Annotated in this window: 16 protein-coding genes and 1 pseudogene; 6 read left to right on the forward strand and 11 right to left on the reverse strand. The window is 65.6% G+C overall.

Annotated elements, in window-relative coordinates; all coding sequences use genetic code 11:
- On the reverse strand, positions 1 to 818 hold an 818-nt coding region (locus tag ACU0BR_RS00830; RefSeq protein WP_446154941.1), incomplete at its 3' end, for a methylmalonyl-CoA mutase family protein.
- Between the two features lie 281 nt (positions 819 to 1099).
- On the opposite strand from ACU0BR_RS00830, the gene ccrA reads away from it, so the two are divergent.
- From ccrA to ACU0BR_RS00855, 5 genes are all read left to right on the forward strand, one after another.
- Positions 1100 to 2392: a crotonyl-CoA carboxylase/reductase gene (gene ccrA / locus ACU0BR_RS00835; protein WP_446154942.1), complete on the forward strand. Its 1293-nt coding sequence runs from the start codon at positions 1100 to 1102 to the stop codon at positions 2390 to 2392.
- A 370-nt stretch (positions 2393 to 2762) separates the two neighbouring features.
- A complete protein-coding gene (locus ACU0BR_RS00840; RefSeq protein ID WP_446154943.1) occupies positions 2763 to 3476 on the forward strand; it encodes a helix-turn-helix transcriptional regulator in 714 nt (237 codons plus the stop codon).
- Between the two features lie 131 nt (positions 3477 to 3607).
- Positions 3608 to 4231, forward strand: a complete 624-nt coding sequence (locus ACU0BR_RS00845) for an acyl-homoserine-lactone synthase (protein ID WP_446154944.1) — start codon at positions 3608 to 3610, stop codon at positions 4229 to 4231.
- Between the two features lie 51 nt (positions 4232 to 4282).
- Complete coding sequence (locus tag ACU0BR_RS00850) at positions 4283 to 5893, forward strand: AAA family ATPase (RefSeq protein WP_446154945.1); 1611 nt, start codon at positions 4283 to 4285, stop codon at positions 5891 to 5893.
- Positions 5894 to 5923: 30 nt separating this feature from the next.
- A complete protein-coding gene (locus tag ACU0BR_RS00855) occupies positions 5924 to 6160 on the forward strand; it encodes an Lrp/AsnC ligand binding domain-containing protein (protein ID WP_446154946.1) in 237 nt (78 codons plus the stop codon).
- Positions 6161 to 6214: 54 nt separating this feature from the next.
- On the opposite strand, the gene ACU0BR_RS00860 is transcribed toward ACU0BR_RS00855, so the two are convergent.
- Both ACU0BR_RS00860 and ACU0BR_RS00865 read right to left on the reverse strand, forming a co-directional pair.
- Positions 6215 to 6985 (reverse strand): TIGR02186 family protein, encoded by a 771-nt coding sequence (locus tag ACU0BR_RS00860; protein WP_446154947.1) that lies wholly within the window; start codon positions 6983 to 6985, stop codon positions 6215 to 6217.
- Positions 6982 to 7902 carry a sulfite exporter TauE/SafE family protein gene (locus ACU0BR_RS00865; RefSeq protein ID WP_446154948.1) on the reverse strand — a complete coding sequence of 307 codons (921 nt, stop codon included), beginning with the start codon at positions 7900 to 7902 and terminating at the stop codon, positions 6982 to 6984. The genes ACU0BR_RS00860 and ACU0BR_RS00865 overlap by 4 nt, the downstream gene beginning before the upstream one ends.
- Before the next feature lie 223 nt (positions 7903 to 8125).
- On the opposite strand from ACU0BR_RS00865, the gene ACU0BR_RS00870 reads away from it, so the two are divergent.
- Positions 8126 to 8554: a YqaA family protein gene (locus tag ACU0BR_RS00870; RefSeq protein WP_446154949.1), complete on the forward strand. Its 429-nt coding sequence runs from the start codon at positions 8126 to 8128 to the stop codon at positions 8552 to 8554.
- Between the two features lie 10 nt (positions 8555 to 8564).
- Here the strand turns inward: ACU0BR_RS00870 and ACU0BR_RS00875 are convergent, their stop codons facing one another.
- The 8 genes and pseudogenes from ACU0BR_RS00875 to ACU0BR_RS00910 all read right to left on the reverse strand — a co-directional run bounded on the left by ACU0BR_RS00875 (position 8565) and on the right by ACU0BR_RS00910 (position 15831).
- Positions 8565 to 9530, reverse strand: coding sequence for an ABC transporter permease (locus ACU0BR_RS00875; RefSeq protein WP_446154950.1), 966 nt, complete (start codon positions 9528 to 9530; stop codon positions 8565 to 8567).
- A 10-nt stretch (positions 9531 to 9540) separates the two neighbouring features.
- Positions 9541 to 10692: an ABC transporter permease gene (locus ACU0BR_RS00880; protein WP_446154951.1), complete on the reverse strand. Its 1152-nt coding sequence runs from the start codon at positions 10690 to 10692 to the stop codon at positions 9541 to 9543.
- Positions 10692 to 12305 (reverse strand): ABC transporter ATP-binding protein, encoded by a 1614-nt coding sequence (locus tag ACU0BR_RS00885; protein ID WP_446154952.1) that lies wholly within the window; start codon positions 12303 to 12305, stop codon positions 10692 to 10694. The genes ACU0BR_RS00880 and ACU0BR_RS00885 overlap by 1 nt, the downstream gene beginning before the upstream one ends.
- A 9-nt stretch (positions 12306 to 12314) precedes the next feature.
- A complete protein-coding gene (locus ACU0BR_RS00890; RefSeq protein ID WP_446154953.1) occupies positions 12315 to 13304 on the reverse strand; it encodes a BMP family lipoprotein in 990 nt (329 codons plus the stop codon).
- Positions 13305 to 13484: 180 nt separating this feature from the next.
- Positions 13485 to 13955, reverse strand: a complete 471-nt coding sequence (locus tag ACU0BR_RS00895) for a GNAT family N-acetyltransferase (protein ID WP_446154954.1) — start codon at positions 13953 to 13955, stop codon at positions 13485 to 13487.
- A gap of 27 nt (positions 13956 to 13982) precedes the next feature.
- Positions 13983 to 14674: pseudogene (gene tsaB / locus ACU0BR_RS00900) on the reverse strand (tRNA (adenosine(37)-N6)-threonylcarbamoyltransferase complex dimerization subunit type 1 TsaB).
- Positions 14664 to 15227 carry a NifU family protein gene (locus ACU0BR_RS00905; RefSeq protein WP_446154955.1) on the reverse strand — a complete coding sequence of 188 codons (564 nt, stop codon included), beginning with the start codon at positions 15225 to 15227 and terminating at the stop codon, positions 14664 to 14666. The pseudogene tsaB and the gene ACU0BR_RS00905 overlap by 11 nt, the downstream one beginning before the upstream one ends.
- Positions 15228 to 15375: 148 nt before the next feature.
- Positions 15376 to 15831, reverse strand: coding sequence for a universal stress protein (locus tag ACU0BR_RS00910; RefSeq protein WP_446154956.1), 456 nt, complete (start codon positions 15829 to 15831; stop codon positions 15376 to 15378).
- Positions 15832 to 15833: the final 2 nt, after the last annotated feature.

The following is a 15833-nucleotide window of genomic DNA, read 5'->3' on the forward strand; positions in this document are numbered from 1 at the left end:
ACGCCATAGCGAAAGCGGCGGAAGCGCGCATCCTCCACCCCGTAGCGGTCGCGGCAGACCTCGTCCCACGGCTCGACGAAGGCGCGCATCTTGCACATCTCGGTCACGAACCGGATGCCCGCGTTCACGAAAAAGCTGATGCGCCCGACCATCGCCGGGAACTGGCCCTCAGACACCTTGCCGCGCAGATCGTCCAGCACCGCCGTGGCGGTGGCGAGGGCAAAGGCCAGCTCCTCCTCGGGGGTCGCGCCGGCCTCTTGCAGGTGGTAGGAGCAGACGTTCATCGGGTTCCATTTGGGCAGGTGTTCGCGCGTGTAGGCGGCGATGTCGGTAATCATGCGCAGGCTGGGTTCCGGCGGGCAGATATAGGTGCCGCGGCTGAGGTATTCCTTGATGATGTCGTTTTGCACCGTGCCCTGCAGCGCCGCGACATCGGCGCCCTGTTCCTCTGCCACGGCGATATAGAGCGCCAGCAGCCAGGGCGCCGTCGCGTTGATCGTCATCGAGGTGTTCATCTGCTCCAGCGGGATCCGGTCGAAAAGGGCGCGCATGTCGCCCAGATGGCCCACCGGCACGCCGACCTTGCCGACCTCGCCGCGGGCCAGCAGGTGGTCGCTGTCATATCCCGTCTGCGTCGGCAGGTCGAAGGCCACCGACAGCCCGGTCTGCCCCCGCGACAGGTTCTTGCGGTAAAGCGCGTTCGACGCCTTGGCGGTGGAATGGCCGGAGTAGGTGCGGAACAGCCAGGGCCGGTCCTTGCCGGGGTTGGTCGGGCCGGTCGTCGGGCCGGTCTTAGCGTCGGTCTTCGGGTCGGTCATAACGGGCCTCGAACAACAAAACTGCTGAAATAATAGGAATAATGGTAATAATGTTACCTGTCCAGATGCTGCACCGCAAAATCGTCGGTTGCCGCGCCCGGAACGCGTTAACCGTTGTTTTTCAAAGAAACTGGCGAAGGGAGTGCGATAACCGAGACATAAATTACAAAAAATGATAACATGAGGTTGCTTTGTTGCGTATGTGGTTTTATTTCCAACCACAGACGCAGATGCAGCAATTGATTCTGCGTCGCGGCAAGAGCTTGGTTTAGGGAGGCGACATGGCCTTGGATACGAATGCACCCATCGCGCAGTACGATGCGCCGAAGAAAGACCTTTACGCCGTGGGCGAACTGCCGCCCCTGGGCCATGTCCCCGCGCAGATGCACGCCTGGGCCATCCGGCGCGAACGCCACGGAGAGCCGGACCGGTCCTTCCAGCTGGAGGTCGTGGACGTCAAAAAGCCCGACAGCCACGAGGTCCTGGTCCTGGTGATGGCCGCCGGGGTCAACTACAACGGCGTCTGGGCAGGGCTCGGCATTCCGATCAGCCCCTTCGACGTCCACAAGGCCGATTTCCACATAGCGGGCTCCGACGCGTCGGGCATCGTCTGGGCGGTCGGTGACAAGGTTACCCGCTGGAAGGTCGGCGACGAGGTGGTGATCCACTGCAACCAGGACGACGGTGACGACGAGGAATGCAATGGCGGCGACCCGATGTTCTCGCCCTCGCAGCGGATCTGGGGCTATGAGACGCCCGACGGCTCCTTCGCGCAATTCACCTGCGTGCAGGCCCAGCAGCTGATGCCGCGCCCCAGGCATCTGACCTGGGAGGAATCCGCCTGTTACACGCTGACGCTGGCCACAGCCTACCGGATGCTCTTCGGCCACCATCCGCATGAGCTCAAGCCCGGCCAGAACGTGCTGGTCTGGGGTGCCTCGGGGGGGCTTGGCTCCTACGCAATCCAGCTGATCAACACCGCGGGCGCCAATGCCATCGGCGTGATCTCGGGCGAGGACAAGCGGGAGTTTGTCATGAGCCTGGGCGCCAAGGGCGTCATCAACCGCAAGGAGTTCAACTGCTGGGGGCAGATGCCCGTCGTCAACACCGACGAATACAAGGCCTGGTTCGCCGAGGTGCGCAAGTTCGGCAAGGCCATCTGGGATATCACCGGCAAGGGCAACAACGTCGACATGGTGTTCGAGCACCCGGGCGAGGCGACTTTCCCCGTCTCCACCTTCGTGTGCAAGAAGGGCGGCATGGTGGTGATCTGCGCGGGCACCACCGGCTATAACCTGACGATGGATGCGCGCTACATCTGGATGCACCAAAAGCGCGTGCAGGGCAGCCACTTCGCCCATCTCAAGCAGGCCGCCGCAGCCAACAAACTGATGGTGGAGCGTCGGCTCGACCCCTGCATGTCGGAGGTGTTTTCCTGGTCGGAAATCCCCCAGGCCCACGTCAAGATGCGCCGCAACGAACATAAACCCGGGAACATGGCCGTTCTGGTCAGCGCGCCGCGCATCGGGCTGCGCACCTTCGACGACACGCTGGAGGCAAGCCGCGCCAACTGACGCGCGGCTTGGCCGATCATCTGCCAACAAGACCTGGCCCCCCGCGAATCGCTTTTGTGATCGCGGGGGGGTTCATTTTCGGGGTTGTATTGCGGATCAGTGCGTTGGAGACGCCGGCCCCCTCATAAATGGGGGGGTGAAACTGGCGAATTGGCGGAGAACTATGGTCAGGCTAAGCTTGAGTTAAGCAAACGTTAACTTCTTGGAGCGAGAGTGAAGATGGAACAGGATTGGGTGATGGACGTGTTGTCCGACCTACGGACCTTTGCCACCCGCAACGGAATGTTCGCGCTCGCGCGCCAGCTTGACGACACGTTGCACGTGGCCCGGGCCGAGGTCGGCAGCCAGTTTGCAAAGGCACACGCGGGGCATGGGGCCAAAGCTGGAAACATTTCTGGAACTTGTCCAGCAGGCGAAAACGCTTGAGGATCTACGGCGCCTGCTGCATTTCCTGCGCGACTTCTACGGCGTGGATCACCTGATCTACCACCCGCTGAACACCTTGCCCGAAGAGTATATCCTGCTGACCTATTCAACCGATTGGGTCGCCCGATATCTTGAAGGCAACTACGCCCGCATCGACCCCGTGGTGCAGGGCTGCTTTTCGCGCTTTGGCCCCGTGCAGTGGAAGACGCTGGATTGGTCGACCAAATCGTCGCGGAATTTCCTGGCGGAGGCAATACAGGGCGGGGTGGGCAACCAGGGCCTGTCGGTGCCGATCCGCGGCCCGAAGGGGCAATTCGCGATGTTCACCGTGAACCACCGCTGCAGCGATCGCGACTGGCAGCTTTTTTCGGCGCAGTTTCAACGTGACCTGATCCTGATCGCCTATTACCTCAACAGCAAGGCGATGGAAATCGCCAAGGGCCGGGAGGACGCGGCCGGTCAGTCCCTGAGCCCGAGGGAGATCGATGCGCTCACCTTGCTGGCGCTGGGCTACAGCCGTGCGCTGGCGGCCGAGAACCTGCGCATTTCGGAAAACACCCTGCGCAGCTACATAGAGGCCGCGCGGTTCAAGCTGGGCACCGCAAACACCACCCATGCGGTGGCCACCGCGCTGTCGCGGGGGTTGATCGTGCTGTGACGCGGCCTCGCCTGCGGCCCGTCCTTGGCCCATGCTAAGGGCGTTGCGGATTATTTCTTCCTGCGAACGCTAAGCGGTCGTTAACCGCCTTCGGGCAAATGCCTCCTCTCTTTTCAGGGACCGGAGGCACCATGATCCGTTATATCCGCGCAGAAGATCTGCCACTTTACCCGCGTTTGTCCGACAGCATGTTCCGCGACCGCGCGGTGCAGTTCCGCGATCGGCTGGGCTGGCCGCTGAAGGTCGACCGTGACGGCCACGAGCAGGACGAATACGACGCGCTCAACCCTTGGTACGCCATTCTGGAGGGGCCGGACGGGCTGCATCGCGGGTCGATGCGTTTTCTGCCGACATCGGGTCGCACAATGCTGGCGGAACATTTCGCGCACCTGTGCGACAGGCCCGTCGCGGCGCCCGACATCTGGGAATGCACGCGTTTCTGCCTGGCGCCGGGCGCGCGCGGCGGCGCGGGCGCGCGACTGATGCTGGCGGCGGCACAGTTCGGCAGCGGCATGGGCATGGCGCAGATCGCGGGCGTGTTCGACTGGCGGATGCTGGGCGTCTATCGCCGCATGGGCTGGTCGCCACAGGTTTGCGGGCGCGATGGCGTCGGGCGGGACGCGATCGGCGCCGGTCTGTGGCAGGTCAGCGACAGCGTGACGCGCAGCCTGTCGCGCGCGGCCGGAATGGCGCCGGAACTATCCGCCCTGTGGTTCCGCAGGGCGGCGGCGGCACCTCAGGCGCGCGCGGCGTGAACGGCGCGTAAGCTCTGGCCTTCCCCGCCCGGGAAGGGGTAGTCTGGCGGCATGTCGCTGCCCGCCGTCACCTATTCCGAAGATCAGGCCGAGGCCCATGACCGCGTGACGGAGGCGTTGCGCGGCGTGGGCGTCGATCTGGAAAACGGCATCCTGCGCCCGCGTACCGGCGCCGACGGCGCGTCGGTGCTCGCGGTGATCGGCAAGGCGGGCTCGGGCAAGACGCTCTTGCTGGCGGAGCTCGCGCGCGCGCTCAAGGCCGCGGGGGTGCAGCTGGTCTCCGGCGACTATGAGGGCAAGAAGACCCGCGAAAAGCGCAGTCTGGCGATCCTCGCACCCACCAACAAGGCCGCGTCGGTGCTGCGCAACCGGGGCGTGCCCGCCACGACCATTCACCGCATTCTCTACACTCCGGTCTATGACCCGGAATACGAGCGTATCGCCGATTGGCTGGCGGGCGACGGCGAGCGCCCGGTCATCGAGGGGTTGAACGACACCGCGCTGGACCGGGCCGAGGCCTTCTACAAGCTGCACAGCTCGATCCCCGGCGCGCTGGCGGCGGCGGGGCTGCGGGGGTCGGATTTCATCACCGGCTGGAAACGCCGTGAGGACCCGCTGGACATCGGCTTCGTCGACGAATCCTCGATGCTGGACGAGCGGCAGTTCGAGGATCTGAAGGAAATCTTTCCAACACTGCTGCTGTTCGGCGATCCCGCCCAGCTGGCGCCGGTGGGACAATCGGGCGAAATGGTCTTCGACCGGATGCCTGAGCAGCAGCGGCTGGTGCTGAACCGCATCCACCGTCAGGCGGAGGACAATCCGATCCTCGATCTGGCCCATGCGCTGGGCGAGGAGGCCACCACCTTCGAGCGGTTTGAGCGGATGGTCGAGGATGCCGCGCGGCGCGACGACCGGGTGGTGCTGGCGCAGCGTGTTGAATCCGACCTGATGGCGCGTTCTCCGGTTCTTGTCTGGCGCAATGTCACCCGCATCCGGCTGATCCACGCCTTTCGCGCGGCCTATGGCGCGCCCGCCGACGCGCTGCTGGAGGGCGAGCCGCTGATTTGCGACGGGCTGGAGCTGCCGCTCAAGCACCGCAAGAAGCGCATCGATCTGGAGGCGCGCGGCCTGATCAAGGGCGCGCAGGTCGTCTATCTCGGGCCCGGGCGCAAGCGCGGGTTTTCGCGGCTGCACGTCATGGGCGCCGAAGACCCCCAGGTCAGCGCCGCCTCGATCGTCAAGATCGAGCATCCCGACGAGGAAGAGCCCTTCATCCCCTTCGCCGCGCATATGGGGGCGGCCTTTTTGCACGGCGCGGCGGTCACGATCCACAAGGCGCAGGGCAGCCAGTGGGAAAACGTGCAGGTCTTTGCGCCCGATCTATACGCCGCCAGCCGTGCCGGCCGGATGGAGGCGGGCCAGCCCTTGTGGAAACGGCTGGCCTATGTGGCGATCACCCGCGCCTCGCACCGGCTGTTCTGGGTCACGCGCAACCGGCTGGCGCGTCCCGGCGGCCCGCTGGTCGTCGACGATCTGAAGCCCGCGGCCGTGCCGTTTTCCCTCGAAAGCCCGGACGCGCCCGAAGCGCCCGCCGACCCCGAGGCCGACACCGACGCGCCGGGGGCGAGACAGGGGCTGGCGGCGGCGGACGAAGCATCCTAGCGTGCCCGCGATCATCAACCGGAGTTTTCCATGCGTTGCGTCTTCGTCCAATTTCAATGCGCCCCCGGCAAGACCTATGAGGTCGCCGACGCGATCTACGACCGCGAAATCGTGTCCGAGCTTTACTCGACCTCGGGAGATTACGACCTGCTGGCCAAGATCTACATCCCCGACGATCAGGATGTCGGGCGGTTCATCAACGAAAGGCTGGATGAGATTCCGGGCATCCAGCGGTCGCTGACCACGATGACGTTCAACGCGTTCTGATCCGGCTGATCCGGCCCATCGGCGGATCGGGCGCGCGCCCGTGCGGCGGCCCCGTCAGCTGCGGATATAGCGGAAGGCGGTGGATGCGCCCCAGCCCGCGAACATCGCCAGGGCCAGCGACAGCAGGCCGTAAAGCAGCGGCTGGTCATGTGCCAGCACGTAGATCCAGCGTTCCAGCCCGACCTTGTTGACGTAAAGCGTGGTGGTGTAGCTGTTGACGACCTTGCGGTCACGCGTCAGGAAAATGCGTGCGGTGTAATTGCCCTCGACCAGATTGGCGGGCAGGGCGACCTCGGTGCGGAACAGCGTCTGGTCGATCAGCAGCGTGCCGTCGATCTGCTCGTTGTAGAGCCCGTTCTTTTTCCGAATGCGGATCAACGCCTCGGTGAAGGCGTTCATGTCCTCGATGCCCGCGGGCGCGCCCACCGAGCGGATCGCCCGGTCGAGCGAGATGCGGTGGCGCAGATCCTCGGTCTGGGACAGGATCTGATCGAGCGGCCCGGTCGTCGAGACCGCGTAGAAGCTGGGCGCCTCGTCGATTTCCAGCGCATCGGTGTTGATCCAGATGCCCGCGCGTCGCGACTTGCGGCGCACCATCACCGGCTGAAGCGGACCCGACACGGTGATGATCACCTGAAGCGGCTTGTCCTTCTGGATGCCGGTTTCGCGTTTGACCGCGCCGAACAGCAGGATTTCCGACCCGTCGAAACTGGCCGTGATCGACACGCGGTTCTGCGACAGCTCGGCCACGATCTCTTCGTTCTGGGCGGCGGCGGTCTGGCCCAGCAAAACCAACAGCAGCGCGGAGGCGATACGGTAGATCATGGCTTGCCCACGCTTGACAGCGAGTAAAGCTCACCGGGTTTCAGCACCAGGTCGAGCCCCAGCTTGATGCAGACCAGCAGCACCAGGATCGACAGCAGGATGCGCAGCTGCTCGGCCTTCAGAAGCAGGCCGATGCGGGTGCCGATCTGCGCGCCGATCACACCGCCGATCAGCAGCATCACCGCCAGCGCCAGATCGACGCTGTAGTTGGTGGTGGCGTGCATCAGCGTGGTGAACCCGGTGACGAAGATGATCTGGAAAAGCGATGTTCCGACGACCACCTTGGTCGGCATCCCCAGCAGGTAGATCATCGCGGGCACCATGATGAAGCCCCCGCCCACGCCCATGACCGCCGCCAGCACACCCACCAGAAAGCCCACCAGCAACGGGGGGATCACCGAGATATAAAGGCCCGAGGTGCGGAATTTCATCTTGATCGGCAGGGCGTGCACCCAGGTCCGCTTGTGCCGGGCGGCGGGTTTGACCGCGCCGCCGCGCGACTTGCGGATCGTGCGGAAACTTTCGACAAACATCAGCGCGCCGATGATGCCCAGAAACACCACGTAGGACAGGTTCACCAGCAGATCGACCTGGCCCAGCTTGCGCAGCAGCGCAAAGACCTGAACGCCCACCGCCGCGCCGATGAGGCCGCCCACCAGCAGTACCAGCCCCATCCGAAGGTCGACGGTACGCCGCTTGAGATGCGCCAGCAGCGCCGAAAACGACGAGCCCACGATCTGGTTGGTCGAGGTCGCCACCGCGACGACGGGCGGAATGCCCACGAAGAACAGCAAGGGCGTGATCAGAAAACCGCCGCCGACCCCGAACATCCCGCTGAGCACGCCGACAATTCCGCCAAGCCCCAGCAAAAGGAAGGCATTGACCGAAACTTCGGCGATAGGAAGGTATATCTGCATTGAACAAACCCCGAAGGACTGCCTGTCCCATACAATTTGCCGCAGTGCGGAGATAGATGTCAGCCTGCGACAAATCGGATCGATCCGCCTATTATGTGCCTCGCGCCGCGCGGGGCAAGGGCATCAGGGCCGGAAGGACGACCGAGATAGGTAAATTGATTCGCTTGCGATGCGTGGCGGGGCGGCGCGGCACCTCTGACGCGGCCGGGCAGGCGGCGCGTGGATGACGGGATATCTGCTGCTCTTCACCTCGGCGCTGGTGGCCGCGACGATCCTGCCGATGCAGTCCGAGGCCGTTCTGCTGGCCCTGTTGGGCAGTGGCGGGCGGCCGGTCTGGGCGCTGTTGCTGGTGGCCACGCTGGGCAATGTGCTGGGCTCGGTGATCAACTGGCTGCTCGGACGATATCTGCTGCATTTCCGCGACCGGCGGTGGTTTCCCGCCTCCGGCCGACAGCTTGACCGGGCGCAGGCGTGGTATCGCCGCTACGGGCGCTGGTCGCTGCTGGGCAGCTGGCTGCCGCTGGTGGGCGACCCGCTGACCGTGGTGGCGGGCGTGCTGAAAGAGCCGCTGCTGCCGTTCCTGCTGCTGGTGACGCTGGCCAAGGGCGGGCGCTATCTGATTCTGGCGGCGCTTGCGCTTGCGTGGCTGTAGGCGCGCCCGCTCAGCGTTCCTTGACGTAGGGCTCGCCGCCCGCGCGCGGCGGGATCGCCTTGCCGACGAAACCGGCCAGGATGATCACCGTCAGGATATAGGGCAGGGCGTCCATGAACTGCACCGGGATGACAAAGCCGCCCAGGTCGATGTTCTGATAGCGCAGCGCGACCGCCTGCAGGAAACCGAACAGGAACGTCGACCACAACGCGTACCAGGGTCGCCATTTGGCGAAGATCAGCGCCGCCAGCGCGATATAGCCGCGCCCGGCGGTCATGTCCTTCACGAAACCCGCCTGCAGCGCGGTCGCCAGATAGGCCCCCGCGATGCCGGTCAGCACGCCGCAGATGGCGACGGCGGCGTAGCGCAGCCCGACTACGGAAATGCCGGCCGTGTCGACGGCGGCGGGGTTTTCGCCCACCGCGCGCAGCCGCAGGCCGAAGCGCGTGCGAAACAGGATATACCAGCTGAGCGGCACCATCAGCAGCGCGAGGTAGACGATGATCGTGTGGCCCGAAATCAGCTCGGCATAGATCGGGCCCGCGACCGGCACATCGCGCAGCGCGTCGACGAAGGGCAGGTCGATCGGGGCGAACCGCCCGCCACCGAACAGCGACGGCGTGCGCCCGCCCTGGCTGAACCAGTCCTGGGCGATCAGCACCGTCATGCCCGCGGCCAGAAAATTGATCGCCACCCCCGAAATCAGCTGGTTGCCGCGAAAGGTGATCGAGGCCAGCCCGTGCAGCATCGACAGCGCCATCGACGCGGCGATCCCAGCCAGCAACCCGATCCACACCGACCCCGTCACCGCCGCCAACGCCCCCGAAAAGAAGGCCGCCGCCAGCATCTTGCCTTCCAGCCCGATGTCGAAGATCCCGGCACGTTCGGAAAACAGCCCCGCCAGACAGGCCAGCAGCAGCGGCGTGGACAGGCGGATGGTGGAATCCAGCACCTGAAGGATGGTGTTCATGTCCATGCGCGTATCCTCAGGCGTCTTCGGCGGGGGTGACGTGGGTTTTCGGCTCGGGAGGAGTGGCGATCGCGGGCGGCGCCTTGGGGCGGAACGCCATGAACAGCTTTTCCAGCGGCATGCGGACCATGTTGTCCAGCGCGCCGGTGAACAGGATGACCAGCGCCTGGATCACCACGATCAATTCGCGCGGGATCGAGGTCCATAGCGCCAGCTCGGCGCCGCCTTGGTAAAGGAACCCGAACAGGATTGCCGCCAGAAACACCCCGAAGGGGTGCGAGCGGCCCATCAGCGCCACGGCGATGCCGATGAAGCCCGCCCCCTCGACCGCGTTCATCACCAGGCGCTCGGCCTCGCCCATGACGTTGTTGATGGCCATCATCCCGGCCAGCCCGCCGGACACCAGCATCGACACCATGATGATGCGAAACGGCGAGATTCCGGCATAAAGCGCGGCCGGTTCGGACCGTCCGTAGGCGCGGATGGCAAAGCCGATGCGGGTGCGCCAGATCAGCAGCCACACCAGAAAGCACGCCAGCACCGCCACCAGCAGGCTGACGTTCGCGGGCGCGGCCTTGGAAAAGGGAATGCCGATGGGCGCCAGCAGCTCATGCAGGGTCGGCAGATGGGTCGCGGCGGGAAACTTCCGCGTCGCGGGGTCCATCGAGCCCACGGGACGCATCACGTTGACCAGCAGGTAGTTCAGCAGCGAGGCGGCGATGAAGTTGAACATGATCGTGGTGATCACGATATGGCTGCCGCGTTTGGCCTGCAGATAGGCGGGGATCGCGGCCCAGGCCGCACCCAGCAGGGCCGCGCCGATCACCGCGACGGGCAGTGCCAGCGCCCAATGCGGCCAGGGCACCGACAGCGCCACCAGCGCCACGCCGAGGCCCCCCAGCATCGCCTGACCCTCGCCGCCGATGTTGAACATCCGCGCGTGAAAGGCCACCGCGACGGCCAGCCCGGTGAACATGAAATTCGTCGCGTAATAAAGCGTATAGCCCCAGCCATAGGTCGACCCCAGCGCGCCGCTGACCATCAGCTTGACCGCCGCCACCGGGTCCTCGCCGATGGCCAGGATCACCAGCGCCGACAAAAGCGCCGCCAGCAACAGCGAAATCAGCGGGATCAGCAGCACATCGGCCCATTTCGGCATGCGTTCCATCAGCGGGCCTCCGTCGCGGGGGCGTGCCCGGCGCTGTCGATACCGGCCATCAGCAGACCCAGCTCGCGCTCATCGGTCTGGGCGGGCAGCCGTTCGCCCATGATGCGCCCGTCGAACATCACCGCGATGCGGTCCGAGAGCGAAAAGATCTCCTCCAGCTCGACCGAGACCAGCAGGATCGCCTTGCCCTCGTCGCGCAGGCGCACGATCTGCTGGTGGATGAACTCGATCGCGCCGATGTCGACGCCGCGCGTCGGCTGGCCGACCAGCAACAGGTCGGGGTTGCGCTCGATCTCGCGTGCCAGCACGATTTTCTGCTGGTTGCCGCCGGAAAAATTGCGCGCGGCCTGCCAGCAGTCCGCGGGGCGGATGTCGAACCGCTCGATCTTGCCCTGCGCGTCGCGGCGCATCGCGTCATTGTCGAGAAAGGCGCCGCGCGTATAGGCTGGGTCGTTGTGATAGCCGAAGGCGATGTTTTCCCAGGCGTGAAAATCCATGATCAGCCCCTCGCGGTGGCGATCCTCGGGCACATGGGCGATGCCCTGCGCGCGCCGGGTCTGGCCGTTGGCCTGGCGCCCCGACAGCGCGATGGGTCGGCCGTTCAGCCGCACCGTGCCGGTGCCATGGGTGATGCCGCCCAGCACCTGCAACAGCTCCGACTGGCCGTTGCCCGCAACGCCCGCGATGCCCAGGATCTCGCCCGCGCGAATGTCGAGCGTGATGCCCTTCAGCCGTTCGACGCCGCTGGCGTCGGTGACGCGCAGGTTCTCGACCTCCAGCACCTTGGCGCCGGGGCGGGCGGGGGCCTTGTCGACCTGCAACAGCACCTTGCGGCCCACCATCAGCTCGGCCAGATGCTCGGGCGAGGTGTCGGCGGTTCTGACCGTCGCGGTCATCTCGCCGCGCCGCATCACGCTGACGGTGTCGGTGATCTCCATGATTTCGCGCAGCTTGTGGGTGATCAGGATGATCGTCTTGCCCTCGCGCCGCAGCCCTTCGAGGATGCGGAACAGGTGGTCGGCCTCGGCGGGGGTCAACACGCCCGTGGGTTCATCCAGGATCAGGATATCGGCCTCGCGGTAGAGCGCCTTGAGGATCTCCACCCGCTGTTGATGGCCGACGCTCAGATCCTCGATCAGGGCGTCGGGATCGACGTTCAGCTCATATTCGGCGGCCAGCTGTTTCAGCAGCCCGCGCGCCCGCGCTTTGGAGGGCTTGAGCAGGCGCGCACCCTCGACCCCCAGGATGACGTTTTCCAGAACGGTGAAATTCTCCACCAGCTTGAAATGCTGGAACACCATGCCGATGCCCGCCGCGATGGCGGCCTGGCTGTCGGGGATCGGCGTCTTCTTTCCGTTGATGAAGATCTCGCCGGAATCGGCCTTGTAAAAGCCGTAGAGGATCGACATCAGCGTCGATTTTCCGGCGCCGTTTTCGCCGATGATGCCGTGGATCGTGCCCGGCATCACCCGGATCGAGATGTCCTTGTTGGCCTGCACCGGGCCGAACGCCTTCGAGATGCCGCGCAGCTCGATCGCGGGGGGCGCGGTATCCGGCTGCGCGCTGTCTGGGGCGGCCGTTGCCGGCCGCCCCGTGTCGTTGAGGTCTGCCACGGGTGCCGCTCAGGATGCGGGGCAGCTGTTGTCGGTCATGTAGTCGTGCACCTTGATCTCACCGGACACGATCTTGGCCTTGGCTTCGTCCAGCTTGGCCTTCATGTCCGCGGTGATCAGGTCCTTGTTGTTGTCGTCGACCGCATAGCCCACGCCGTCGTTTGCCAGCCCCAGAACCTGCACGCCGGGTTTCAGATCGGCGCCGTCGGTGAAGGCGTCGTAGACGGCGTTGTCGACGCGCTTGACCATCGAGGTCAGCACCTGGCCGGGATGCATGTAGTTCTGGTTGCTGTCGACGCCGATCGACAGGATGTTCTCATCGGCGGCGGCCTGAAGTACGCCGACCCCGGTGCCGCCCGCAGCCGCGTAGATCACATCCGCGCCCTGGCTGATCTGCGCCTTGGTCAGTTCCGCGCCCTTGACCGGATCGTTCCATGCGGCGGGGGTGGTGCCGGTCATGTTCTCGATCACCTTGGCATCGGGATTGGCTGCCTTGACGCCCTGGGCATATCCGCAGGCGAATTTGCGGATCAGCGGGATATCCATACCGCCGATGAACCCGACGGTGCCCGATTTGGACGCCAGCGCGGCCAGCATCCCGACCAGGTAGGAGCCTTCGTGTTCGTTGAAGACGACCGAGCGGACGTTCGGCGCCTCGACCACCATGTCGATGATCACGAATTTCGTGTCGGGGTAATCCGCGGCGACCTCGCCCAGCGAGGAGCCGAAGGCAAAGCCCACCATGACGATCGGATCGGAACCGGCCTCCGCAAAGCGATGCAACGCCTGTTCGCGCTGGGCTTCGGACTGAAGCTCGATCTCGCGGTAGCTGTTGCCGGTGTCCTTCTTCCAACGCTCCGCGCCTTCATGTGCGGCCTCGTTGAAGGATTTGTCGAACTTGCCGCCCAGATCGTAGATCAGCGCGGGTTCGGCCAGCGCGGCGGCGGTGCCCAGCGCAAGCGTGGCCGCCGTGCCGAGGATCGTTTTCATCAGGGTCATTTTGCACTCCCGGTATTTTGTTTGGGGCTGAGGCCTTCTTCAGGCGCTGCGCCTGTGCAGAAAGATCTTTCTGGGATCATGACCGATTAAGGCCGCAGCCCCGGCAGAGGGTCAACCGATTTTTCCGGCCGCACAGCCGGAAGCAGCGAATGGTTGGGGATAAACGCGCCTGACGCAGGGTCAAGCGGCAGCCAGCGCCTTGCGCAGTACCAGCGCGTCGACCGCGCCTCCTGCGCCGCCCCGATAATAGGCACGCCTGCGACCCGCAGCCTGCCAGCCACAGGCGCGGTAGAGCGCGATCGCACCCGCATTGTCGGCGGCGACCTCCAGAAAGGCCTCCCGCGCGCCGCGATCCAGCGCTGCGGCGTCGAACCGTGCCAGCAAACCGCGCGCCAGCCCCTGCCTGCGGTGACCGGGGTGCACGGCGAGGGTCAGCAGCTCCGCCTCGCCGGTGACGGCGCGTCCCAGCACAAAGCCTTGCGGCGACCGCGCGCCCTCGCACAGCGCGAAGACATGCGGCGCGGCCAGCAGCGCCGCGATTTCAGCCGCCGACCAGGGGCGGGGAAAACGGAACGCGGCGGCGTGGAGGGCGGCCAATTCGGGCGCCGACGTCGCGCCGCCAACCGCCGGGGTATCTGGCTCTGGCGTCATCGCAAGCTCCCCTTCAGGACGGTGCCGTCATGGCAGGATCGGCGGCGGTATGTCGGCTGACGGCGCCGCGTCGGCGCTGCGGATATAGAGCGGCGCAGGGCGCGGCTGCGCGGTCCAGTCGCGAGACGCCGCAATCCGTCCGATGGCCTCGGCCAGCGCGACAGGGGGCGTCTGCGCGCGCGCGGCGATCGGCAGATCCGCGGGCAGCGTGTCAGGCTGACAGACGAGCATTGGATCGGGCGTCGGAGCGGGCGCCATATCGGGCGCCGCGACGGGCCGCAGAAGGCGGGGCAGATCGGTCGGCCCGATCAGCTCCGGCCCGGCGGGGCCATCGGGGCCGAAAACCTGCGCGTAGAACTGCCCCCGGCGCGCGTCGATGACGGCGGCAACCGGGCGCGGCATCTCGAACGCCAGCGCCTCGAGCGCGCTGACACCGATTGCCGGACGCCCCAGCGACAGTGCCAGACCGCGCGCCGCCGCGATGGAGATGCGGATGCCGGTGAAATTGCCGGGGCCGGTGCCCACGGCGATCGCGTCGAGGTCGGACCACGCGCGGTCGGCCTCTTGCAGCAGATCCTCCAGGATCGGGAACAGCGCCTCGGTCTGGCCTTTGGTCATGGGTTCGTGGGTTTGCGCGAGCACCCGGTCCCCTACAGCAAAGCGGCCGCGCAATGCGCGGCCGAGGTATCGAAAGCCAGGATCAACGGGTCAGGCGGCAACCGGCCGGACCTCGATCACCTCGGGGATGTAATGGCGCAGCAGGTTCTCGATCCCCATCTTCAAGGTCAGGGTCGAGGAGGGACAGCCCGCGCAGGCCCCCTGCATGTGAAGGTAGACGATGCCGCGGTCAAAGCCGTGGAAGGTGATGTCGCCGCCGTCTTGCGCCACTGCGGGGCGCACGCGGGTGTCCAGCAACTCCTTGATCTGGCCGACGATCTCATTGTCGGGGCCGTCATGTGCGGCGTGGCCACCGGACTGGTCGGCCTCGCCTTCCATGATCGGCTGGCCGGATTGGAAATGTTCCATGATCGCGCCCAGGATCGAGGGCTTGATGTGGTCCCATTCGACGGCTTCGGCCTTCGTCACGGTCACGAAGTCATTGCCCAGAAACACGCCGTTGACGCCTTCGACCGCAAAGATGCGGCGGGCGAGCGGGGATTTTCCGGCCGTGTCGGCGCTGGGAAAATCGGCAGTGCCCGCATCCAGCACGGACTGGCCGGGCAGGAATTTCAGCGTTGCCGGGTTCGGCGTGGATTCGGTCTGGATGAACATGGGCGACCTCTTGTCTGAGAGATACCGATATGCGCCTGCCAGCGCGCGAAGTCAAGATTTGGAATGGTTCTAAACTGCGAGGGGACCGCGGCGGGTGGGACGCCTCCGGCGGGAGTATTTGGCCGAGAAGAACGCAAGGCGGCGGCGATCAGGTGATGGCCTCGAGCTGTTCCTTGGACAATTCGCCGGGCACGATGGTGATGGGCACGGGCAACATGCCCGCATTGCGCGACATCTGCGTCACCAGCGGGCCGGGGCCTGCCTTGTCGGTGCCCGCGCCCAGGATGACCACGCCGATTTCCGGATCTTCGCGGATCTGCGCCAGGATCTCGGGCACCGGCTCGCCTTCGCGGATCACAAGTTCGGGGTTCACTCCCTGCCGGTCGCGCATCCATTTGGCGAACACCTCGAAATGGGCTTCGATCCGCTCGCGGGCTTCTTCGCGCATCAGATCGCCGACGCCGATCCAGTGGTTGAACTCGTCGGGGGGAATGACGGCCAGCACCTCGACCCCGCCGCCGGTGTGCGAGGCGCGCAGCGCGGCAAAGCGCATGGCGTTCAGGCATTCGCGGGTGTCGTCCAGAATGACGAGGAATTTGCGCATCT

This window comes from Brevirhabdus sp. (genome assembly GCF_052826345.1).